This is a genomic window from Bradyrhizobium sp. UFLA05-108, assembly GCF_059803455.1.
In genome coordinates, this window is the sequence record NZ_JBANAZ010000020.1 from 1 (window position 1) to 22804 (window position 22804).

The 22804-nt window shown below is 62.5% G+C and carries 25 protein-coding genes and 1 pseudogene; 18 read left to right on the forward strand and 8 right to left on the reverse strand.

Annotated features, from left to right (window positions below; all coding sequences use genetic code 11):
• Window positions 1-217 precede the first annotated feature (217 nt).
• The 4 genes from SO140_RS16540 (at window position 218) to mtnK (ending at window position 2321) form a co-directional block, all read left to right on the forward strand.
• Window positions 218-406, forward strand: a complete 189-nt coding sequence (locus SO140_RS16540) for a hypothetical protein (RefSeq protein WP_449381671.1) — start codon at window positions 218-220, stop codon at window positions 404-406.
• Window positions 403-612 (forward strand): hypothetical protein, encoded by a 210-nt coding sequence (locus tag SO140_RS16545; protein WP_449381670.1) that lies wholly within the window; start codon window positions 403-405, stop codon window positions 610-612. The genes SO140_RS16540 and SO140_RS16545 overlap by 4 nt, the downstream gene beginning before the upstream one ends.
• Window positions 613-801: 189 nt before the next feature.
• Window positions 802-996 (forward strand): hypothetical protein, encoded by a 195-nt coding sequence (locus SO140_RS16550; RefSeq protein ID WP_498542819.1) that lies wholly within the window; start codon window positions 802-804, stop codon window positions 994-996.
• A 32-nt stretch (window positions 997-1028) separates the two neighbouring features.
• Window positions 1029-2321 carry an S-methyl-5-thioribose kinase gene (gene mtnK, locus SO140_RS16555; RefSeq protein WP_498542820.1) on the forward strand — a complete coding sequence of 431 codons (1293 nt, stop codon included), beginning with the start codon at window positions 1029-1031 and terminating at the stop codon, window positions 2319-2321.
• A gap of 102 nt (window positions 2322-2423) precedes the next feature.
• Here the strand turns inward: mtnK and SO140_RS16560 are convergent, their stop codons facing one another.
• Window positions 2424-2828: a DUF1330 domain-containing protein gene (locus tag SO140_RS16560; protein ID WP_449381667.1), complete on the reverse strand. Its 405-nt coding sequence runs from the start codon at window positions 2826-2828 to the stop codon at window positions 2424-2426.
• A 121-nt stretch (window positions 2829-2949) separates the two neighbouring features.
• On the opposite strand from SO140_RS16560, the gene SO140_RS16565 reads away from it, so the two are divergent.
• Window positions 2950-3945: a LysR family transcriptional regulator gene (locus SO140_RS16565; protein ID WP_498542821.1), complete on the forward strand. Its 996-nt coding sequence runs from the start codon at window positions 2950-2952 to the stop codon at window positions 3943-3945.
• Between the two features lie 131 nt (window positions 3946-4076).
• Here SO140_RS16565 and SO140_RS16570 read toward each other — a convergent pair.
• Both SO140_RS16570 and SO140_RS16575 read right to left on the reverse strand, forming a co-directional pair.
• Window positions 4077-4384, reverse strand: a pseudogene (locus SO140_RS16570) (IS5 family transposase); the annotation flags it as partial.
• A gap of 108 nt (window positions 4385-4492) precedes the next feature.
• Window positions 4493-5311 (reverse strand): ArsR/SmtB family transcription factor, encoded by an 819-nt coding sequence (locus SO140_RS16575; protein ID WP_498542822.1) that lies wholly within the window; start codon window positions 5309-5311, stop codon window positions 4493-4495.
• 248 nt (window positions 5312-5559) lie between these two features.
• Between SO140_RS16575 and SO140_RS16580 the strand changes: the two genes are divergently transcribed.
• Complete coding sequence (locus SO140_RS16580; RefSeq protein WP_498542823.1) at window positions 5560-6975, forward strand: MFS transporter; 1416 nt, start codon at window positions 5560-5562, stop codon at window positions 6973-6975.
• Window positions 6976-7022: 47 nt separating this feature from the next.
• Window positions 7023-7286 (forward strand): DUF1127 domain-containing protein, encoded by a 264-nt coding sequence (locus tag SO140_RS16585; protein ID WP_498542876.1) that lies wholly within the window; start codon window positions 7023-7025, stop codon window positions 7284-7286.
• Window positions 7287-7423: 137 nt separating this feature from the next.
• Here the strand turns inward: SO140_RS16585 and SO140_RS16590 are convergent, their stop codons facing one another.
• The 5 genes from SO140_RS16590 to SO140_RS16610 form a co-directional block, all read right to left on the reverse strand.
• Window positions 7424-8452, reverse strand: a complete 1029-nt coding sequence (locus tag SO140_RS16590) for an ABC transporter permease (RefSeq protein WP_498541713.1) — start codon at window positions 8450-8452, stop codon at window positions 7424-7426.
• Window positions 8453-8464: 12 nt separating this feature from the next.
• Window positions 8465-9967, reverse strand: a complete 1503-nt coding sequence (locus tag SO140_RS16595) for a sugar ABC transporter ATP-binding protein (RefSeq protein ID WP_498542824.1) — start codon at window positions 9965-9967, stop codon at window positions 8465-8467.
• Between the two features lie 7 nt (window positions 9968-9974).
• Entirely contained in the window at window positions 9975-10997 is a 1023-nt protein-coding gene (locus SO140_RS16600; RefSeq protein ID WP_449381660.1) for a sugar ABC transporter substrate-binding protein, read from the reverse strand.
• A gap of 84 nt (window positions 10998-11081) precedes the next feature.
• Entirely contained in the window at window positions 11082-11345 is a 264-nt protein-coding gene (locus SO140_RS16605; protein ID WP_449381659.1) for a hypothetical protein, read from the reverse strand.
• Window positions 11346-11660: 315 nt separating this feature from the next.
• Entirely contained in the window at window positions 11661-12077 is a 417-nt protein-coding gene (locus SO140_RS16610; RefSeq protein ID WP_498541722.1) for a hypothetical protein, read from the reverse strand.
• Between SO140_RS16610 and SO140_RS16615 the strand changes: the two genes are divergently transcribed.
• The 11 genes from SO140_RS16615 to proS all read left to right on the forward strand — a co-directional run bounded on the left by SO140_RS16615 (window position 11994) and on the right by proS (window position 22759).
• Window positions 11994-12311, forward strand: a complete 318-nt coding sequence (locus tag SO140_RS16615; RefSeq protein WP_449381674.1) for a DUF2946 family protein — start codon at window positions 11994-11996, stop codon at window positions 12309-12311. The two genes, SO140_RS16610 and SO140_RS16615, sit on opposite strands and share 84 nt — an antisense overlap.
• A 54-nt stretch (window positions 12312-12365) precedes the next feature.
• The gene (locus SO140_RS16620) at window positions 12366-13367 is read left to right on the forward strand and encodes a hypothetical protein (RefSeq protein WP_498541715.1); all 1002 of its coding nucleotides are present in this window, start codon (window positions 12366-12368) and stop codon (window positions 13365-13367) included.
• Window positions 13368-13406: 39 nt separating this feature from the next.
• Entirely contained in the window at window positions 13407-13739 is a 333-nt protein-coding gene (locus SO140_RS16625) for a copper resistance CopC family protein (RefSeq protein WP_498541716.1), read from the forward strand.
• Between the two features lie 14 nt (window positions 13740-13753).
• Entirely contained in the window at window positions 13754-14686 is a 933-nt protein-coding gene (gene copD, locus SO140_RS16630; protein ID WP_498542825.1) for a copper homeostasis membrane protein CopD, read from the forward strand.
• An 89-nt stretch (window positions 14687-14775) separates the two neighbouring features.
• On the forward strand, window positions 14776-15150 hold the full coding sequence (locus SO140_RS16635; protein WP_498542826.1) for a DUF2946 family protein: 375 nt from the start codon (window positions 14776-14778) through the stop codon (window positions 15148-15150).
• A gap of 83 nt (window positions 15151-15233) precedes the next feature.
• Window positions 15234-17699 (forward strand): TonB-dependent receptor, encoded by a 2466-nt coding sequence (locus SO140_RS16640; RefSeq protein ID WP_498542827.1) that lies wholly within the window; start codon window positions 15234-15236, stop codon window positions 17697-17699.
• A gap of 42 nt (window positions 17700-17741) precedes the next feature.
• Window positions 17742-18275: a copper chaperone PCu(A)C gene (locus tag SO140_RS16645; protein ID WP_449381653.1), complete on the forward strand. Its 534-nt coding sequence runs from the start codon at window positions 17742-17744 to the stop codon at window positions 18273-18275.
• 107 nt (window positions 18276-18382) lie between these two features.
• Entirely contained in the window at window positions 18383-19159 is a 777-nt protein-coding gene (locus SO140_RS16650; protein ID WP_498542828.1) for a DJ-1/PfpI family protein, read from the forward strand.
• Between the two features lie 15 nt (window positions 19160-19174).
• On the forward strand, window positions 19175-19702 hold the full coding sequence (locus tag SO140_RS16655) for a YcnI family copper-binding membrane protein (RefSeq protein ID WP_498542829.1): 528 nt from the start codon (window positions 19175-19177) through the stop codon (window positions 19700-19702).
• Window positions 19702-21264, forward strand: a complete 1563-nt coding sequence (locus SO140_RS16660) for a copper resistance CopC/CopD family protein (protein WP_474802389.1) — start codon at window positions 19702-19704, stop codon at window positions 21262-21264. Before SO140_RS16655 ends, SO140_RS16660 begins: the two co-directional genes overlap by 1 nt.
• Before the next feature lie 175 nt (window positions 21265-21439).
• Window positions 21440-22759 (forward strand): proline--tRNA ligase, encoded by a 1320-nt coding sequence (gene proS, locus SO140_RS16665; protein WP_449381649.1) that lies wholly within the window; start codon window positions 21440-21442, stop codon window positions 22757-22759.
• Window positions 22760-22804: the final 45 nt, after the last annotated feature.

Here is a 22804-nt window from a genome sequence, read left to right on the forward strand (position 1 = left end):
TCTCAACGGTGTCCACACTGCCGAAAACGACTCCTTGAAAAACACTGGCGCAGACCGATTCTGCCAAAGTAGTGCTAGTAAATCGAAGTTTGCTCCCCCGAAGTCATTCAAAGCACGCTGCGCATGGTGAGACGTATCACAGAGTGAATAGCAAGGCCGCAGCTATTCTTCGCCACAAAGGGAATGGTCCCTCTTGATAGTAGTAGGAGCGTTCAATATGGGCGAGATTATTCGATTTGTCTCAAAGTCTGAGCGCGAGCGAGCCCGCTTAATTCGGGAAGCCCGCGCGATATATGACAGCATCTTCCCGACGGCTGACCCGTTCAGGGAGCAGCATGACAAGGCATCAATTGGTCACACGGTCAGCGGCCCCAAAGTCCATCGCAGCGACGGGGGGCTTTCGTGATCAAGGTCATCGCCGTGCTCTGCAGTCTCTCTTCTCCGACAAATTGCCACGAGCAGATCGTCACCACCTCGGACTTCGCCGACGTCTCGATACAGTCCTGCCTGATGGGCGCGCCGCAGCTCGCCGAGTGGATGAACCAGCATCCGGCCGAGCGCCTGGCGGCATGGCGCTGCGTGATTGGTAGCCAGGATCGCAGAGGAGCTTAGGGTAGAAAGCGGCCTCCCCAGACGCTTTGATCCGCTTAACCACGACCGCTGCGGTTACTGACTGGGACCGTTCAATGGCCTGCCATCGAGTAGGTTCTTCTTCGCGGAGCATGAGTCCGGAAGTGGTCCATCAACGAATTGGCCGCGCGCCTCATCGAGGTCCGCTCAGCGCGATGAAGCGGAATAGATTTGCTCACACAGAGCTCGCCACCGTTCAAGTGTAACGGCGGCAAAAGCACCGCGATCGCTGGGCTGCATTCGGTCAAGCTCGACAAATATACGGTCATCGCGAGCTACACGCTGGTGGCGGACAGCGTCTATTGCGATTACGATCCGATCAAGAGAAAGGCCGACATCGGTTCGCGCTTCCTGGAGCGCGACTGACGATCCGGCCAAAACCATGGGCAGGAATCGTCATGACGCAGGGGCAGGCGGAGAACTATCGGATTTTGCATGAGGCGGATCTGCGAGACTATCTCGCGGGCCGTCCGAAGCTGGTGTCGGTGCTGGGCGGCGCGCCGGGCGACTGGTCGATCACGGAAGTCGGCGACGGCAACCTCAACCTCGTCTTCATCGTGAAGGGAGCCCGAGGCGGCGTTGCCGTCAAGCAGGCGCTGCCCTACGTCCGCCTGGTCGGGGAAAGCTGGCCCCTGCCGCTATCCCGCGCGCATTACGAATATCTGGCATTGACGCGACAGGCGCAACTCGCGCCTGGCCTCGTGCCGTCGGTGCTGTATCACAACGAGGCGCTTGCGCTCACGGTGATGGAGCTGCTCGAGCCCCACATCATCATGCGCAAAGGGCTGATCGCCGGCACGCAATATCCGCGCTTCGTCGACGACATCACCACCTTCATGGCGCGAACGCTGTTCTTCACGTCCGATCTCGCGCTCACCGCCGCAGAGAAGAAGGAGGGCATCGAGGGCTTCGCCGGCAACCACGCGCTGTGCAAGATCACCGAGGATCTGATCTTCACCGATCCCTATCGGATCGCCGAGCAGAACCGCTGGACTTCGCCTTACCTCGACGCCCTGGCCGCCGACCTGCGCGAGGACATGGAACTGCACGTCGCGATCTCCCGGCTGAAGCTCAAGTTCATGGCGAGCCCGGAGGCGCTCATTCATGGCGACCTCCACACCGGTTCGATCATGGTCACCTCGGGCGAGACGCGCGTGATCGATCCCGAGTTTGCGTTCTACGGTCCGATGGGATTCGACGTCGGGGCCGTCCTCGCCAATCTGCTCATGGCCTACTTCGCGTCGGCCGGTCACGAAGGCGCGCCCGGCGAACGCCGCGCGTTCGAAGGCTGGGTGCTCGAAACCGTCGAGAAAGTCTGGAGCGAGTTCGCGCGAAAATTCCTCGATCTCTGGCGGGCCAATGCCCTCGGCGACGCCTATCCGGCCTCGTTGTTTATGGGCGAGCAGGGCGCCGCGCGACTGGAGGCCGAGCGGCAGGCCTACGTGGCGCGGCTATTCGCCGACACGGTCGGCTTTGCCGCCGCAAAGACCATCCGCCGCATCTTCGGTCTCGCCCACAACATCGATTTCGAGCTGATCGATGACCCGCGCAAGAGGGCGATCAGCGAAGCACGAAGCGTGCGGCTGGCGCGCGTGATGATGGTGGAGACAGGGTCATTTCCGACCATCGCAGACGTCACCGGCGCCGCACGAAAACTGCGCGACTGGCAGCCGGAGTTTCCGACCGGCTAGAGAGGACAACGTGAGCGCGCGGCCGTTCCAGCTGGTCCCACCCCACAGGAGAGGTGAACGTCGCCCTCGACTCGCACCGATTCAACTAAAACTCATCATGCTCTAATTGGCGACAGAGCCCTCGACCGCAAATGTGTGATACGTGGCGTATTTCTCGCCAACGGCTCGAACTTGCACATAGGCAGGATCGTTTCGCCACGCGCGAAGCGCCTCCATGCTCGGATACACGTAGATGACCACGCGCCTGGGTGGATTTCCATCAACGGCTACGACCTGTGAACCAGTTGCCGCCGCGCCTGCCGCCGCAACCAGCTTCCCGCCATGTGCCTTTATGATCTCCCGCGCTTTCGGGAGATATTCCTTGGCATAACCATCGGGGTCGGTGACGTCGATTTGGCCGATCAGATAGGCGGGTGGCGCGGCCTCACTATGAAGCGCTTCGCTCCCAAACGCGCCTAAAACGGTACAAGTCAACATGACGAGACCGATCCTGCATCCGGAATTCATACGGGCCTCCTCTCTTGCCTCGCCACTATCGCGAGCAGCAGATGGGACTCTCCATAGAAGTTCGAAATGCGTCCAATACATATATCCTCTCAGATCCTATGCTCTGATGGTATAAGCGGGCATGAACCTTCGACAGGCCCTCACATTCCTGACTGTGGCGGAGCTCGGCACCGTTTCAAGGGCTGCACTGCGGTTGCGGATCGCCCAGCCGGCCTTGTCCAGGCAGATCATCGGTCTCGAGCAGGAGCTGGGCTTGCGGCTATTCGATCGGGTCGGGCGCCGACTATTGTTGACCGGTGAAGGCGAGCAGTTGATCCCAGGCTGCCGGCTGCTGCTCAACAGCGCCAGTTCGTTGAAAGAGCAGGCTCAGCTACTTCGTCATGGAGACACGGGAGTCCTGAAGGTTGCCGGATCGCCGCAACACATCGAGAGTGTGCTGTCGCAATTTCTGCATCTGTACGCGGAACGATATCCCAGGGTTGAGATCAAGATCAGGGAGGGGACGGGTAGCGAAATATTGGCGATGCTCGAGCGCGGCGAGGTCCATCTCGGCCAAAATCTGTTGCACGCCGTCAGACTAAATGAACAGCACTTCGAAAGCCTTCCCCTTGGATCGGTGCAGTTGCTAGCCGCCTGTCATCCATCGGTACCACTTGGCCCTCGTCCTACCATCGAGGTCGCCGATCTTGCCGGGTTTCCACTTCTGCTGATGGACAGCGGGTTCGGATTTCGCCGTGCTTTCGATGCGGCGAGCCGAATGGCGGGACTGAAACCCAAGATCGTCTTCGAGAGCAGAAACCCGCACACTTTGTTGGCACTCGCAGAAGCGGGGCATGGCATAGCCATCGTGCCGTCCCAGCTTCAGTGCCGGCGTTACGAATTGAGGATTGTCGGCCTCACGCACGGGCGCCGGGTATTGCAAGAGCCCCTGACCATCTCTTGGGATAAACGGCGTCCGTTGCCTCGTTTCGCTACGGACTATTGCGCGATGCTTGCCGCGCATATGCGCAAGACATTTCCGATCACGAGGCCGACGGAGGCAGCTTCAGCGAGCACGAAAGGAAGCCATCGGGGCCGCGCGAAGGGCGCCACACGGAAAGCGAAAAATCTGCTCTGACGATACAAAGCGTGATGACGATTCATCCCAATCTCATCGCGCCTTGGGGGCGACTGTCACGGCCTTACCCATCGGATGTCTCGTCGTCACTCCGAAGCCGGGCTGCGGCGGTCCGGTCATGGCCCAGCCGTTCCGCCGCGCGACCTCCCCATCGATTGGCACTTGTTTCGTGTGATGCAGGCTCCATGCTGATGCACGCGGACAATGGAGGTGTCGATCATCTGGACAGCGGCATCGTGGGCTACGGCAAGTGCGTCGATGATGCGGCCCCAGACACCAGCCCGTCGCCAGCGGACGAAACGGTTGTAGCAGGTCGTGTACGGGCCAAAATGATCCGGCAAATCGCGCCAAGGTGCCCCGGATCGCAAGACCAGAAGATGCCGTTGAGCACACGTCGGTCGTTTACCCGAGGAACGCCACGAGGCTTATTCGGCAGCATGGGCTTGATGGCACCCCATTCATGATCAGCGAGTTCGTAGCGTATGATTCGAGCCCCCAGTTTGGGAGTTTGAATCACAGGGGTCTGGCCAATCGCAACACTTCGGGCTCAGCTCCGGTCCCCACAGCCGAAAGTGGCCAATCGCGCTACTACCTCCGTCCGGACGCTGAGTCGACCGCTATAGCTGATACCCGGCTTCCGGAGAGTGATCCAACACGCCCATCGTGACCGTCCATCGGGGGGGGCGCCCTCGATGCCGAACGTTCTGGCGAGTTCTCTTACGCCAACTGGGGTTACGACGAGCGCTCGGCTATCCCTGACGTGCTCGACCCAATCGTGCTCGAGAGCGTGATCAAGAATGGCGGCGCCGACCGCCCCGGCCAGATGCGGCCGGCGCTCGCTCCAGTCGAGACAGGGGCGACAGAACACCCGGCGCTTGGAGGCGAGGCGAAGATCGACGCCCAACTCATTGAAGAATGACCAGCCGGCATCGGTGAGTTGCCCGCCATCCTCGTCGAGCAGAATAAACGACTGTTGGACCAGCCGGTCGGCGATTGCGACGGCGATGCGGCCGGCCATGTGGTCATAGCACGTGCGCGCGTGCCGGAGCGTTTCTCCACCGCGCCAGAGATTGCACTGCCGGGCGGGGCCGTCCTGCGCCACGACCATGAGACCTTCCAGCACGCGCGCGACGTGCGGAGAGGCCAGGCGGAAATATCGTCGTCGGCCCCGCTTTGCGAGCGCGAGCAATCCCGCGTCGCTGAGTTTCGCAAGATGGCCACTCGCTGTCTGCGGCGCCACGCCAGACACATAGGCGAGCTCCGAGGCGGTCAACGTTCGGCCATCCATCAGCGCGCTCAGCATGTTGGCGCGCGCCGGGTCGCCGATGAGTGCTGCGACTTGGGCGATTTTGGGTCCCGTGTCCATGCCCTTCTCGTACGCCGATAAGGACGCAGTGCCAAGCACGAATACTTCGGTCAAGACCGTAGTGTTTCCGCGAGACTGGTTCGATCACGAGACATAGGTTGCCTGGACGCCAATAGGCCCGGTGAAGGAAGTGCCGCGATGAGGCGAAAGATCATCCCGCGGCTCCGAATATTCGGTTGGTATCGAATGACCACCGCAAAGCGGGCTGATCTGAGCGGTCAAATTCTCACAGACAACTGAGTGTGATCATGCAAACAACTTCGCTCAACACAACGCAGCCGGAACTGGCCCGCTCCGCCAACACCTCATCCCGTTCGCCTCTCGCGACGGCGCTGGCGCTTGCTGCCACGAGCCTCGGCCTTGGTGTGGTGCAGCTCGATATTACCATCGTCAATACTGCGCTAAGCAGCATCAGCACCTCGCTCGGCGGTAGCGTCTCCGAGCTGCAATGGGTGGTGACCGCCTATACCATCGCATTCGCCGCCTTCATTCTGACCGCCGGTGCGCTCGGCGATCGCCTCGGCGCCAAACTGATTTTCATCGCGGGCTTTGCGCTCTTCACCTTGGCTTCGCTCGCCTGCGCCCTGGCGCCGTCGGCGATATTCCTGATCGCCGCGCGATCCGTACAGGGTCTCGCGGCGGCTATCCTGGTGCCGAACTCCCTGGCGCTCCTCAACCACGCGTATATCGATCCGAAGGCGCGCGGCCGCGCGGTCGGATTCTGGGCCGCAGGTGCGAGCGTCGCGCTGACGGCCGGTCCGTTCGTCGGCGGCGCGCTGATCGCGCTGGTCGGCTGGCGCGCGATTTTTCTCGTCAACCTGCCGATCGGCGTCGCCGGCCTCTGGCTCACTTGGCGTTACGCCGAGGAGACGCCGCGGCTCGCGCAGCGCGGGATCGACCTGCCGGGACAGATCGCGGCGATTACAACCCTCGCCACGCTGGCCGGTGCCTTGATCGAAGGCGGCGCGCTCGGCTGGAGCCATCCGCTGGTGATTGCGGCCTTCGCGGCCGCGGCGTTGGTCGGACTTCTGTTCGTATGGCGCGAGGCATATGCGCAGCAGCCGATGCTGCCGCTGGCGCTGTTCCGCCATCCCATGTTCGCGCTGACCGCGCTGGTCGGGCTCCTCTTCAACATCGCCTTCTACGGTCTGATCTTCGTGCTCAGTCTCTACTTCCAGAAAGTCAACGGCTGGTCGCCGTTCGCAACAGGCCTGGCCTTCGTACCAATGATGGGCATGGTGCTGCCCGCCAACCTCGTCGCCGCGTCGGTCAGCGAGCGCCTCGGCGCGCCGCAAACCATTGCGCTGGCTTGTATGATCACCGCCGCAGGCTGCGTTGCGCTGCTCCCCATGGCCTTCGGCACAAGCTACGGGGCGATCGGCGCTCAGCTCATGGTCCTCGGCGGCGGGCTCGGCCTGCTCGTGCCGCCTTTGACCTCGACATTGCTCGGCAGTGTCGAGAAGTCGCGATCCGGCATCGCCGCCGGCGTGCTGAACGCGACGCGGCAGACCGGCAGCGTGCTTGGTGTTGCCCTGTTCGGTTCGCTGGTCGGAGGGAACAACGCGTTCATTGCGGGCGCGCATGCCTCGCTGGCGATATCGGCCGCCGCGTTGCTCACAGGTGCAGTCGCGATCTGGTTTGGCCGAGCAAAGGAGGGACGATGAAGGGTAGGGTCAGGCCGATCTCGGGTGGTGCCCGGACGCCGAAGACCATGACGTCGGTCGTTTCGTACGCGGCAAAGCGCGCGCTTGTCACACTGCAAACTTGGCGCAACCGGGTTCGGCAGCGCCGCGAATTGCAGCAATGGACTGACCGCGACTTGCATGATGTCGGGCTGTCCTGGACCGACATCGCTCTGGAAATAAAAAACCTTCTGGCGGGCTTGAATAGCACTCGAGTAGGAATGCCTCTTGCGCGACGAGGCCGGCCAAAGAAGGCGGACCTTTGTCCAACTATAGCTTCCCGGGAAACGTAATCATTGGCGTCAGCATGGCACTGTGCCGGTGATTTGCCCGACGTGTCAAGCTATTTCGTAAAACTCGAAATGTGTTCCAGCCGTCCTCGGCTACTTTGCATGGGGTTGTTTTCGAGCTTTTATAGTGGGCTATCGCGCTACTCCGCCGCCTTCTCCCGTAGTCGCTGCGCATAGACGTTGATGATCAGCGCCGCCAGCAGGATCAGGCCGCGGATCAGGATTTTCAGGAAGCTGTCGATGTTGACGTGGTCGAGGCCATTGTTGAGCACGCCCAGCACGAACAGGCCGACGATGGTGTTGCCGATGCCGCCGCGACCGCCGAACAGGCTGGTGCCGCCGACCACGACGGCGGCGATGGAGTCGAGCAGGTAGGTGTCGAACTCGTTCTGCTGCGCGCTGCCGAAATGGGCGACGCCGAGCATGCCGCCGATGCCGGCGCAGACCGCCGAAATGACCATCACCACGCCGAGGATCAGCTTGACGTTGAGGCCGGAATATTCGGCTGCCTCGCGGTTTCCGCCAACCATGTAGACGTAGCGCCCGAAGCGCGTGTAGGTGAGCACGAGGTGTCCGGCGAGCAGCATCACTGCGGCAACGATGACGATCCAGGGAATGCCGCCGATCGAGCCGGAGCCGAGCGTTGCGATGAGGTCGGGCACCTTGTAGGCGATCTGGCCGCGCACCAGCAGCGCGGAGATGCCTGCCGCGATCTGCATCATCGCGAGTGTCATGATGAAGGAGGGGATGCCGATCACGGTCAGCCCCAGCGCGTTGACGAACCCGAGAGCCGCACAGAGCAGCAGCGAGAGCAGGATTGCGGCGGCGCCGGGGAGGGGGACGTTGGCGATGTTGACGTAGGATTCCTGGATCGTGAAATAGGCGACCGCAATGCCCGTGACGTTGGCGATGCTGGCGATCGAGAGGTCGATCTCGGCGCAGAGGATCACGAAGGTGAGGCCGACGGCGATCACGCCGGTCACGGAGACCTGGGTGAGGATGTTGCCGAGATTGTCCAACGTGGCGAAGGAGGGGCTTGCGAAGGCGAAGAACAGGCTGAGGAAGATCAGCGTCAGGAAAGGCGCGATGTTGCGCATCTGCGAGCGCAGGAAGGAGCCAATGCTGCGAGGCCGGCGGGCCGCTCCGGAAACTGCTTCACTGCTCGCCATTGTGCTTCTCCGTCACGCCGCCTCCAAAAGGCGGTCTTTGCTGACCGGCTCGTTCTTGAATTCGCGCACCACCGCCCCGCGCTTGAGCACGAGAATGCGGTCGGCCAGCGACAGCACCGTCTCCGGCTCCGTCGACAGCACGATGATGGCTAGGCCCCTGGCGCGAAGGTCGCGCACGATGTTGATGACGTCGTTCTTGGCGCCGACATCCATGCCGCGAGTCGGCTCGCAGAGCACCAGAAGTCGCGGCGGATAGGTCAGCCATTTGGCCAACGCCACCTTCTGCTGGTTGCCGCCCGAGAGCATGCCGAGGTCGAGGCCGACCACAGGCGGCCGGATCTGCAACTGCTCGACCTGGCGCTTGGCGATGTCGCGCTCCTGCGCCGGTTTGAGCAGCATGGCCGAAATGCGATCCAGAATGCTGATCGAGATGTTCTTGTACACCGGCTCCTGGTGGAACAGCATGGCGCGCCGGCTCTCTGGGACAAGCGCCACGCCCGCACGCCGCGCGGCCGCAGTCGAGGCAAAGGATTTTCGCGCACCGTCGATAATCAGCGCGCCGCCGTCGGGTTTGAGCTTGCCGAACAGGATGCGCGACAGCTCCTGCTGTCCGCAGCCCATGAAGCCGTAGATGCCCAGCACCTCGCCGGAACGCGCCTCGAACGAGACGTCCTGGAGGCTGCGCGCGAGCGAGAGCTGGTCGACCTTCAGGACGACCGAGCCTCCGTTGGCAGCCGGCAACATGAGGTCGTCGGTGTAGCTGTGCTCGAGCGCCTCGCCGCCGCGGCCGATCATCGCTTCGATCAGGGCGCCCTTGGTGGTCGCGCTAGCCGCGGACTCGGCGACCTTCCGTCCGTTGCGGAACACGGTCACCGTATCGGAGACGCGCAAGATGTCCTCGATGAAATGCGAGATGAAAACGATGCCAGTGCCCTCGTCGCGCAGACGGCGCAGCGTCGTGAACAGGCGCTCGACCTCGGGCGGGGAGAGGGCGGAGGTCGGTTCGTCCAGGATGACGATGCGCGCCCCGGAGAACAGCACGCGGGCGATCTCGATGAGCTGCTGGAGGCCGATCGGAAGGTCGCCGAGCCGCGTCATCGGATCGACGTCGATGCCGAAACGGGCGAGCTGCTCGCCGGCCTCGCGCGCCATGCGCCGCCATTGCACGAGCCCCAGCTGGTTGGTCGGCTGGTTGCCGAGAAAGACGTTCTCGGCGACCGTCAGGTCGGGCGCGACGCTGAGCTCCTGATGCACCATGGCGATGCCGGCCGCATGTGCGTCGCGAGCCGAGCGGAAGCGGGTCTCCTTGCCGTCGACCAGGAAGCGGCCGGAGAATTCCGGGTGCACGCCGGCGATGATCTTCATCAGCGTGCTTTTTCCGGCGCCGTTCTCGCCGACGAGACCATGGATCTCGCCGGCGTATAGCGCAAAGTCCACACCACGAAGTGCTTCGACGCCGCCAAAGCTCTTCGTGATGCCCTGTAGTTCCAGGATCGGCGAACGGCCTTCAGGCATGGAGGAATCAGATCAGGAAGTGATCCTCCATCCACTGCATGCCGGCGGCATTCGCCTTGGTCACGACCGGACCGTCCGTCACCACGCTTTTCGGAATGCCCTGACCGCTCTTCTCCCCGCCGACGACAGCGGCGACGCCCGCGATGATGGCGCCGCCATGGATACGGCAGGAGGGATTACGGACGGTCGCGTACATCCGGCCCTCGCTTACCGCCTGGATCGCGGGCGGCATGGCGTCGACGCCACCGATCAGGATGTTGGTACGGTTATGCGCCTTCATGATGTTGGCGGCTGCGAGCGCCATGTCGTCATTGTGGAAGAAGGCCGCATCGATCTGCGGGTATTTCGTCAGATAGGTCTCCCACAGGCGCGCGGTCTTGGAGACGTCCCAATCGGCCGGCTGGGTGTCGAGCACCTCGATGTTGGGGAATTGCTTGACGACCGAGTTGAAACCCTTCGCACGGCCTTGCGCGCCAGTGTGGCCGAGGGCTCCTTGCGTCATGATGATCTTGCCCTTGCCACCCATGGCGTTGCACAGCGCCTGCGTCACGGACGCGCCCATGAACTCGTTGTCAGGGGCGAGGAAGGAATGCACGTTGATCTGATCGAGTGGTGCAATCAGCGTGTCCATGTCGATGACGGGCGTGCCGCCGTCGATCATCTTCTGCACGGGCTGGGTAAGGGTGCCGATGCCGAAGGCCTGGATTGCGACGAAGTCCCACTTCTGCGAGGCCATGTTGTCGATGGCTGCGCGCTGCTTCACCGCGTCGAGCTGGCCATCGAACCAGGTCACATCGACGTTGAACAGCTTGCCCCAGAATTCCGCCGCCTGCTTGCCCTGCGCACACCAGGTGGCCTGCAGGCCGGCATTGGAGAATGCCGCCTTCAACGGCTTCTCCGAACGTCCCATCTCGGCTGCAAGTGCAGGGTTGATCCCCATGCCGCCGAGGATGGCCGCCGCGGCGCCGGCGGTCGTTGCCGCCTGAAGAAGATCGCGCCTGGTTGTCGAGAAATCTTTCGTCTCGGACATCGCTCGCTCCCATGATCTTATCGTTGGCAGCGTCATTGTTTGCGCTACCAAGGCGGGCAGTGTCTCACAATCGACGAGTTCACGCTACCCGTTCTGCAATCGCCACCGTGACGCTGCGCGTTGGTGCAACGCAAAGAAAGCAAGGCCGGCGAGCAGCGCACGCAGCACATCACGGATCACGCGAAAGAACTCGATGAACAACTCTTGCGGCGTACCGTGGGCGTCATGCGAGGATAATTCGAACTGGATCATGCGGAAATGTCCACGGCGCTCGCCGGCGAAATCGAAGATCGCCTCGATCGCGAGCCTCCACCCCCAGACCAGCTCGCCGCCGTCTTTTCCCAGCATCGCCCTCATTTCGAAATGCTCGGCAAACAGCTGCTGAGAGAGGAGCGGTGTCAGATCGTCGCAGCGGATCGCTGCAGGCTCGAAGCTTCTCGATCGGATCGGCTGAAGCGTTCATCCGCGTTGGAGGCCGGCACAAAAAAAGAGAGCGGGGCCCTAGCCCCGCTCAAAAATTGTGTCGACCCTATTATCCCCGATATCTGAGATTTGATCTTGATTGAACGGGGCGACGCTGCGTTTTGCGCGCCAGGGGCTCCTCCCGAGACTTGGACCACCAGACTTCGACCTCGCGGCCAGCCTGAGCAAAGAGATGCTAGATCAACTTTTCTCACTTGTCATCATTTTCGGCAACGATTGTTCAAAATTCGAGCAGTTGGCGAAATGATCGGGCTTTTTCCCTTCTAAGTATATGACAAATATAAGAAATCTGTGGATAGGAGGCTGCCCTGCATCTGCCTCAAATGCCGGATCGTCACCTTCGGCGGGGCGCGCCGAACACAGTTTTCGAGAAATTTGTGATCGCGCAAGCAGACCGGCGAAGTGACCTCGACTCGGGCTCGGCCCGGTGTTTAGTTGCTCGCCGAACGAATGGTTCGGCGAATGCGCGAGCGGCTGCGAAACTACCTGCCCCTGGTCCTGCTCGCCCTCGCGATGCAGGTGCTGGCGCCGGTTGCCGCCTGCTGGGCCGCGGGTCTTGCGGTCGCCGATCCGCTTCAGAATGCGGTGATCTGTCACAGCACAGATGCATCGGATGCAGGCGCACAAACCGGCGTGCCGGCTGCACACGCAGGAAGCTGTTCGATCTGCTGCTTGGCGCAGTCCAATGCGTCGCTTGATTCGCGGCAGGCCACGTTCGCGAATCCGTTCCGGCTCGCTGAACCTGTGCCGTGGCATGAGCAGGCTGCACCCGCAGTCACATCGGACGGCGGATCCAACGCCCGAGCACGAGCGCCTCCACTGTTGACGTGAGCCCGGCGGCTAACCGCCGCTGAATTCGCATGTCAGCATCGCGGAGATCCTCAAATGTCCATCTGTCATAAGCATGCGGGCCTTCTGGGGCTCGCCCTCGCGCTCGTCCCTCACTCGGGAAGCGTTGCTCACGAGATCGTTGGTAACCGCTTCTTCCCGGCAACGCTGGGCATCGATGATCCCGGCGTCAACGATGAACTGTCCATTCCAACAGTCGACAGTTTCAAGACTGGCGACGTCCCGCCGGTTCGGCAGCGTGACATCTCCGGCGAGTTCTCCAAACGTATCACCGAGGACTTTGCCATCTCCTTTGGCTCGACCTACACCTTTCTCAATCCGATGGACCCGACCATCCCCGGCGCCAACGGATTTCAAAACCTGGAGACCACGTTCAAGTACCGGGTTTTCAAGGATCCCGCGCATGAATTCGTGATGTCGGTCGGCCTTAGCGTCGAATGGGGTGGCACCGGCGCGCAAAATGTCGGCGCCGATCCCTTCAATACCTACACACCGATGCTCTGGTTCGGCAAAGGCTTCGGCGACCTGCCGGACGCGTTTTCCTGGCTTCGTCCTGTCGCCATCACAGGCCAGGTCGGCTACGCGATTCCTGCCAGGAATTTCACGACCACGTTCGGGATCGATCCCGATACCGGCGACTTTGCTGCCGATACCGAATTTCATCCGCGGGTGCTGAACTGGGGCGGAACGATCCAGTACAGCATGCCTTACTTGAAGTCGGCTGTCGTGGATCTCGGTCTGCCGGAGTTCGTCAATCACCTGATCCCGCTCGTCGAAGCCAATCTGCAAACCCCGATTGCGAACACGCTTACCTCGGGCACGAGAACGACAGGTACCATCAATCCTGGCGTGATCTGGGTCGGTAGCAAGTATCAGGTTGGTGTTGAGGCGCTGATTCCCATCAATCGGCAAAGCGGGACGCATGTCGGCGTGATCGGACAGTTGCACTTCTATCTCGACGACATTGATCCTCGCGGCATCGGCAAGCCGCTTTTCGGTGGCCCGGTCCAATCTGCCAACCCTTTCGCAAGGAATTGACCGATGCGATCCTTATCCCTCAGTTCAATGATACTGTTCATGGTCCTCTTGCTGACTTCGATGCCGCCTGGCGAAGCAAGCGCCCACGCCGAGCTCGACCACGCCGAGCCGCGCGTCGGCAATAAGGTGGCAAGCCCCCCGCGCGAGGTGACGCTCTGGTTCAGCCAGAAACTGGAGGCGGCATTCAGCTCGATCAGTGTCACGGGTCCCTCCGGGCAGCGCGTCGACGCAGGCAAGGCGCGCGTCAGCGGCAACCAGATGTCGATCCCGCTGAAGTCGGGAGGGGCGGGCACGTATCACGTGAACTGGCGCGTGCTGTCTGTGGACACCCACACGACGGACGGCAGCTTCACCTTCCAGGTCGGTCCATGAAGGCCTGATCATCGATGGACTGGTCAGCAGTGGACGCGCCGTTGGTTGCGACGCGCGCCGTGCACTTTGCGGCAACCGCGATCACGGTTGGAGACGTCATGTTTCGGACCGCCATCGCTGCGCCGGCCGCGCGCTCGGAGGGGGCTGCGCCTGGGTCGTTCGAGGCTCCCACCTTGTGGGTCTCGTGGCTCGGTCTTGCCTTCGCGGTGATCTCCGGTGCGATCTGGCTGATGCTTCAGGCCGCCTCGATGAGCGGGATGCCGCTCGATGAGGCATTGTCCGCGAATGTCTTATCGACGGTGATCAACGAAACGCAGTTTGGACAGGTGACGATGCTTCGAGCAGGCCTTGTGATCTGCCTGGTGGCTTGCCTGACCTACGATCGTATGGCGATCGCACGATGGGGCGGATTTGCGGTTGCGATCGCATTTGCCGCAAGCCTCGCCTGGAGCGGCCATGCCGGCTCGACCACCGGCGAGGCGGGTTACCTGCATCTTGCCGCGGATGCGCTGCATTTGGTGGCAAGCGCGGCCTGGATCGGTGGCTTGGCGTCATTAGTCCTGTTCCTCGCTGCGGCCTGCCGAAGGAAGGAGCTTCCGCTCGCCTGTGACGCCGTGGGCCGATTTTCGATCATGGGCATGGTCAGCGTGGCAACCCTGCTGCTTACAGGATTCATCAATGCCGCCATCCTGGTGGGCTCGCTTCACGCGCTGGTCGTCACCGAGTATGGACGGCTGTTGCTGCTCAAGCTTGTCCTGTTCACGCTCATGTTGGTGCTCGCCCTGGTCAACCGGCTGGTGCTGACACCGCGGCTTGTCCCGGCCGGGCGTGGTGCGTTGCGCTGGCTCAAGCGCAATAGCACCATCGAGCTTGCTCTCGGCCTTGCCATCCTCGCCGTTGTCGGGATGCTTGGTACGATGCATCCTGCGATACACTTGGTGAACTGAATGGTTGTGCTGCGTCAATCTGGTGAAAAAGCGATCTCGACTCCATTGCGGATCATGTCTAGTTAGTAAGCGTACGAATGGTTCGGCGGATGCGGGCGCGGCTGCAAAAATACTTACCCCTGGTCCTGATCGCCCTGGCGATGCAGGTGCTGGCGCCGATCGCCGCCTGTTGGGCGGCCGGCGTTGCGGTCGCCGATCCGCTTCAGAACGGCGTCATTTGCCACGCGAATGGCGGTTCAGGCGCAGGCATTGACGACCGGACCAGTCTGCCCGGCTCGCATCCTGGCGCTTGCTCGCTCTGCTGCCTGGCACAGGCGAGCGCGTCTCTCGACGCGCCACAGGCCGTCTTCGCAACACCTGTGCGACCCGCCGAATGCGTTGCGTGGCACGACGCGGCAGATCGTGTCGCAGTGCCCCACGGCGCGTCCAACGCGCAGGCGCGCGCGCCACCTCAATTTTCCTGACGACCTCGTGACCGCCACGGCGCGTCCGCCGGCGGTTGATGCTGTCGAATGGCCGGAGAGAAAGCCGGCGTCAGGACATTCCCATGTTGCCTCGCCATGCCCGTTGCGGCGTGAGTGTCGTTGCCGTCCAGGCCGCGCTGCTCGCGTCGATGGGGGGAGCCGCCGCCCAGAGCGGCGAAAGCGCATTGCCGCCGGTGACGGTCGATGCGCCGATTGCGGCATCACATAAGCCTCGCAAGCCGGCCGTCCAATCCACGGCAGCTCGGAATCGGAGTGCGAAACCCTCAAACTCTGCCGAAGGTGCTGCTGCGGCCGTCGCCACCGGCGGGCAGGGCGCTGGCACCGCTCGGGCCTCGCTGGAGACCCCGCCGGCGGTAGCGCGCTATCAGCTTCCGCAAACATCGTTCAGCATCACGGCAAGGGAGATCGACGAGACAATCAACCTCAAAGACCCCGAGGATGCCGTCAAATACATGCCGAGCCTGTTCGTGCGGAAACGGCACGACGGCGACAACCAGGCGGTGCTTGCGACGCGAAGCTGGGGCCTGAATTCCAGCGCGCGTACGCTGGTCTACTATGACGATCTCCTGATTTCGGCGCTGATCGGCAACAACAACTCGGGCGCCTCGCCGAAGTGGAATCTGATCGTGCCGGAGGCGATCGGCCGGGTCGACTATCTCAACGGTCCGTTTGCCGCGGCCTATCCCGGCAACTCGATCGGCGGCGTGCTGCTGATCACCTCGAAGATGCCGGACAAGCCGTTTGCAACGGCCAAGGAGACGATCTCGGTGATGCCTTGGAGTCAGTACGGCACCAAGAGCACCTATGTCACCAGCCAGACCAGTGCTGCCGCAGGCAACCGCGACGGTGCGCTATCGTGGCTCATCAGCGCCAACTATCGTGACAGCTATCAGCAGCCGCTGAGCTATGTGACGAATGGCTCGGTCCCGGCCAAGACGACGGGCACCTTCATCGCACCGAGCCGGACCGGCGGGGTGGCGGATGTCGTCGGCGCCGGCGCGGTGGCGCACTCGCAGCAGACGTCGGGAAATATCAGGCTTGCCTACGACCTGACCCCGCTGGTCCAGGCGACCTATTCGTTCGCGGTCTGGAACAATCACCAGACCTCGGAGCCGCAGACCTATCTGCGATCGACAGTGACGGGCCAGCCGACATTTGCAGGCCTTTCGGGGTTTGCTCCCAACAAATACACCTGGGACGAACTCCACGTGAGCAACGCCGTCTCGCTCCGGAGCGACACCAAGGGCGTCTTTGATTTTGATCTTTCGGCATCGAGCTACAATTACCTTCAGGATATTCTTCTCAACCCGTATACCGTCGTAGCGTCGCCCGGGCTCGGCTACTCGCTGAACGGCAAGGTGACGCGGATGGACGGCACCAATTGGCAGAATGCCGATGCCAAGGGCATCTGGCGTCCCGACGGGATCGACGGTCCGCACGAGATCAGCTTCGGCGTTCACGGCGACCGCTACAGGCTCGAGAATCCCGTCTACGCCTCCACGGTTTGGTATACGGCTCCCTCGGCGGGCAACGGGCAGCTCTACTCAACGGGCGTCGGCGAGACACGGACCGAGGCGTTTTGGGTTCAGGACGCCTGGAAGATCACGCCGAACGTCAAGCTGACGCTTGGTGGACGATTGGAGAGCTGGCAGGCGCTTGATGGTCTCAACGTCAACACGACGGCGACGGGCGCCGGCGCCATCACGTCAGTGACGACGACGCAACAGCCCTCGCTATCGTCGACCAATTTCTCGCCGAAGGTTTCGCTCTCATATGATCCCAACAAGGAGTGGAACATCACTGCGAATTTCGGCGAGGCGTATCGCTACCCGACGGTGACGGAGCTTTATCAGAACATTTCCGTCAGCAACATCACTTACCTTGCCAATCCTCGGCTCGCGCCCGAGCAGGATTTCACCGGCGAGCTCAATCTCGAACGACGTTGGCAGGACGGCCGGATCAGGTTCACGGTCTTCGGCGAACGCACGAACAACGCGCTGATCTCGCAGACGACAACCGTGACTGACGTGTCCGGAAACCAGTCGTTCCAGACGGCGGTCAGCAACGTCGCCGCCATCCGCATGCAAGGCGTCGAATTGTCGGCCGACAAGGACAATATCCTGATCCGCGGGCTGCAGCTCTTTGGCAGCGTAACGTATGTCGATTCCAGGATCATCTCGGATCCGAACTGGTCGGGCGCGACCACCGTCGTCGGCAAACGCGTGCCGTATGTTCCGGACTGGCGCGCGAAGGTTGGCGTCAGCTACCGTCTAAACGAGAGCTGGGTCTATACCGTTGCCGCGCGCTACACTGGCAAGCAGTATGCGACCCTCGACAATACCGACGTCGTTCCCCACGTGTACCAGGCGTTCGATCCGTTTTTCGTCGTCGACATGAAAATCCACTACAATGCGACGAAGAATTTCTCGTTCGATTTCGGCATCGATAATGTCTTCAACTACCAGTACTTCCTGTTCCATCCGTTCCCGGGACGAACCTTCGTCGTTGCCGGCAAGTACACGTTCTGACGGGTGGGATGGGCGCAACGACCCAAGAGAAAGGCTAGCCACATGAACAAGCTCTCACGCATCCTCGTGCTCGCAGCGCTTGCAGCGCTGGCGTTCGCCGCACCCGGGCGCGCCGACGACGTCAAGGCCGGCGATATCGTCATCACGCAGGCCTGGAGCAGGGCCACGCCTGGCGGAGCAAAGGTCGCCGGCGGCTATCTGACGATCGAGAACAAAGGCAGTGCGCCGGATAGGCTGATCAGCGTCTCGGCTGAGATCGCCGGCAAGATCGAGGTCCACGAGATGGCGATGGACAACGGCGTGATGAAGATGCGCCCGATCGATAAGGGTCTCGCGATCGAGCCGGGAAAGACCGTGAAGCTCGCACCGGGCGGCTATCATCTGATGATGCAGGAGCTGAAGGGACCGCTCAAGCAGGGCGACAAGGTCCCGGTCACGCTTCAGTTCGAGAAGGCCGGCAAGGTGGCCGTCACCCTCGACGTCCAGGCCGTCGGCGCGCAGGCACCGGGTGGCGGCGAGCATGGCGGACACATGGATATGAAGAAATCGCCGGATCACTCCGGGATGAAGATGTGAGGGTATGGTGTTTATCAAACCACTGAGCCTTTCGTTTCTGCTGGAGGCGGATCCATTCGATCTCGCCTCGACCGTCCTCGTTCGCTGACATTTTGTGGAGCAAGAGCATGGATCGAAGAGAGTTCAACGCGACGCTGGCGGCCGCATCCTTGCTCAACCTCGTCGCGCCGGCCGCGCTTGCGCAGCCGGCGTCGCCTGCTCGCCCGCGCGTGGGCCTGTTGATCCATTCCGACATGATCCTGCTTGATCTGGCCGGCCCGCTCACCGTGTTTAGCATCATGCAGGCGGAGGTCCACCTGATTGGCAAAACCGAGCAGCCGGTCATGACCGACGTCCGCTTGCCCGTTGCGCCGACGGTGACATTCCAGAACGCGCCGAAGCTGTTCGACGTGGTGTTCGTGCCCGGAGGCCTGAAGGGAACGGTCGCTGCGATGCAGGACCGTGAGACGGTCGAATTCGTCCGGCAGCAGGGTGAATCCGCGAGCCTCGTCACAAGCGTTTGTACCGGCTCGCTCTTGCTTGGCGCCGCGGGTCTGCTCAGGGGTTATCAGGCCACTTCGCACTGGTACGTTCGCGGTCTGCTCGCGCATATGGGCGCGGTCGTGCGCAGGGACCGTGTGGTCGAGGATCGCAACCGCGTGACGGGCGGCGGCGTAACGGCCGGCATCGACTTTGCGCTCGCGATCGCAGCGCGGCTTGCGGGCGAGGAAGCTGCGCGTCGCATTCAGCTCGTGATCGAGTACGATCCTAAGCCGCCCTTCGATTCCGGATCGCCTGAGCGTGCCGGTCCTGCGCTGGCCGGCGACGTCTTGAAGCGGCGGCAGGACCTCATTCGTGAAGCGGAAGCCGCGGCAAAGGCTGCCGGGGCGGCAATGAATTTATGAACGTGTGAGGCTCCAATGCGAAAAGGTTTGATCTACGTCACCACGACGGCGGCATGCGTGCTGGCAGGCTCGTCCGCAGGGGCGCACGTCTCGCTGGAGACCAAGCAGGCCACGGTCGGCGGGTCCTACAAGGCCGTGTTTACCGTGCCGCATGGCTGCGCCGGCTCGCCGACGGTGAAGATCCGCGTGCAGATCCCCGAAGGCGTCATCGCCGTTAAGCCGATGCCAAAGGCCGGCTGGAGCGTCGACGTCGTCGAGGGCAAGTACGGCGGCGAATACGACTATCACGGCAACAAGGTCTCCTCCGGGCCTAAGGAGGTGATGTGGTCGGGCGGCAAGTTGCCGGATCACAACTATGATGAGTTCGTGATGAGCACGTTTCTCACCGACAGCCTGAAGCCGAACACGACACTGTATTTTCCGGTCGTGCAGGAATGTGAGAAGGGCGTCAGCCGCTGGATCGAGATTCCCGCGGAGGGCGCTGCCCCTTCGCATGAGGGCAAATCGCCCGCGCCGGGCGTGAAGCTGCTGCCAAAGCCCTGATGCGCATCCTTGCCGCGCCTGCGACGCTGCTGCTCGGCATCGGATTTGCGACCGGTGCTTGGGCGCACGCCGCGTTGGTCTCGGTCGAGCCGGCGAATGGAAGCATCGTCGCGAGCACGCCAAAGAGCGTCGAGCTGCGCTACAACGAGGCGGTGACACCGGGCGCGATCCGGCTGATCGACGGGACCGGAAAGGAGCGCAAGGAGGCTCTCGTCACCGCATTCGGCGAGACCATCTCGATCGCGCTGCCGCAGGATCTGCCGCAGGGCACTGCGGTCGTCAGTTATCGCGTGATCTCGCAGGACGGCCATCCCGTCGCGGGATCGGTCATCTTCTCGATCGGCTTGCCGTCCGTGACGCAAGTTCCCGTGGCTGCCGATAGCGGCGTGAACGCGCTGATCTGGCTCACGCGGATAGGGCTCTATCTCGGGCTTTTCGCGGGTGTCGGCGGCGTGTTCTTTGCGATCTGGATCGCGCGATCGACGATTGGAATGGTTTTGCCCCGTAGCGCGCTTGTCGTGGGTGTGCTGAGTGCGCTCGCCTCGATTCCCCTGTTGGGGCTCGATCTCCTCGGTCTGCCGCCTACCGCGCTTCTGACGTCAGCGCCCTGGACGGTTGCATTCACGACGAGTGCCGGCCCCGCGCTTCTGATCGCGATCGCCACGATCCTGATCGCCTGCACCGCGCTGCCTGGAGGGCAGGGCGCGCGTGTCCTCTCGGTTGTCGCGCTTGCCGGCGTCGGCCTGTCGCTCGCCAGCACCGGCCACGCCGCGACGGCACCGCCGGAGGCGTTGACCAAGCCGGCGATCTTCATCCACGGCCTCGGTATCGCGTTCTGGACCGGCGCGCTGGCACCGCTGGCCGTTCTGATGTCGAGACCGACCACCGCCACACTGCCGATCCTGAACCGGTTCTCGCGCGCTGCCCTTCCGGTCGTCGTCATCCTGACGCTGACGGGCCTGATGCTGGCCGTCATTCAGCTCTCGAGCTTTGCCGCCCTGGTCGAGACCAAATACGGCATCATCCTCTCGATCAAGCTCGTGCTCGTTGCCGCCCTACTGGCGCTTGCCGCGCTCAACCGCTTTCGCCTGACACCAGCGCTGGCCAAGAACATCAAGGGAGCGCGCACGCTCAAGCGCTCGATCCTGGCCGAATGCGTCCTGGCGCTTGCCGTCTTCGCTGTCGTCGCCGGCTGGCGCTTTACGCCGCCGTCGCGCACGATCGTCCCGGAGACGCCGCTGGCGATCCATATCCACGGTGAGAAGGCGATGTTCCAGGTTCTGGTGTTGCCGGGCAAGGCGGGCACTGACGACTTCGTGCTCCAGCTCATGACGGAGGAGGCGACGCCCCTTTCCGCCAAGGAAGCGACCCTGACGTTGAGCCTGCCGGAGCGCGGCATCGAGCCTATCGAATATGACGCCGCGCTCGGCGCTGACGGCTACTGGCACGTGCGAAAGGTCGAGCTGCCGTTCGCCGGCCGCTGGCATGTGCGCATCGACGCGCTGGTGACCGATTTCGAGAAGATCACGCTCGAGGATGACCTCGAGGTCGCGCCGCACTGAAAGGCATTGCCTCGGGGTTCCGAAACGGCCGCCTGCGTCTTCAAACGGGACTTCAAGGAAACAGAAAAATGACAGGAATTTCGTCGCGTTAGCGCGTTTTCTTCATTCCCGGCCTTGTGTTTTCGCTCCCAATCCGGTTTCACTGCAACCCCTCACTGATTCTTCGAGTGTATCTATGCGGTTGTCCCGGTTCTTTCTGCCCATCCTGAAAGAAAATCCGAAAGAGGCGGAGATCGTCTCGCATCGCCTGATGCTGCGCGCAGGCATGATCCGGCAGGAGGCCGCCGGCATCTATGCCTGGCTGCCGCTCGGCTTCCGCGTGCTGAAGAAGATCGAGCAGATCGTGCGCGAGGAGCAGGATCGCTCCGGCGCGATCGAGGTGCTGATGCCGACCTTGCAGCTTGCCGATCTCTGGCGCGAGAGTGGCCGCTACGATGCCTATGGGCCAGAGATGCTGCGCATCGCCGACCGCAACAAGCGCGAGCTGCTGTACGGGCCGACCAACGAGGAAATGATCACCGAGATCTTCCGCGCCTATGTGAAGTCCTACAAGAACCTGCCGCTCAATCTCTATCATATTCAATGGAAATTCCGCGACGAGCAGCGTCCGCGTTTCGGCGTGATGCGGGGCCGCGAATTCCTGATGAAGGATGCCTATTCCTTCGATCTCAACGAGGCGGCCGCGCGCGTCGCCTACAACAAGATGTTCGTCGCCTATTTGCGCACCTTCGCGCGGATGGGGCTGAAGGCGATCCCGATGCGTGCCGAGACCGGCCCGATCGGCGGCGATCTCAGTCACGAGTTCATCGTGCTCGCCGAGACCGGCGAGTCCGGCGTCTTCATCAATAGCGACGTGCTCGATCTGCCGGTGCCGGGCGAGGACGTCGACTACGAGAGTGATCTCACGCCGATCATCAAGCAGTGGACTTCGGTCTATGCCGCCACCGAAGACGTGCACGATGCCGCGCGCTTCGAGCAGGAGGTGCCCGAAGACAAGCGGGTCAATACCCGCGGCATCGAGGTCGGCCAGATCTTCTATTTCGGCACCAAATATTCCGAGCCGATGAAGGCGACGGTGGCGGGGCCCGACGGCGTCGACGTGCCGATCCACGGCGGCTCTTACGGCGTCGGCGTCTCGCGCCTGGTCGGGGCCATCATCGAGGCCTGCCATGACGATGCCGGCATCAAATGGCCGGAAGCGGTGGCGCCGTTCCGCGCCGTCGTGCTCAATCTCAAGCAGGGCGATGCGGCCGTCGATGCGGCCTGCGAGAAGCTCTATATCGAGCTTCAGGCCAAGGGGGTCGACGTGCTCTACGACGACACCGACCAGCGCGCCGGCGCCAAGTTCGCCGCCGCCGACCTGATTGGCATCCCCTGGCAGATCATGATCGGGCCGAAGGGGCTCGCCGACGGCAAGGTCGAGATCAAGCGGCGCGCCGACGGCTCGCGCGAGACCATGTCGCCGGCCGACGCGGTCGCGCGCCTGACCGGTTGAATATTATCCACCGCGCCATTTGCGGGGCAGGCAATCCGGCCACAA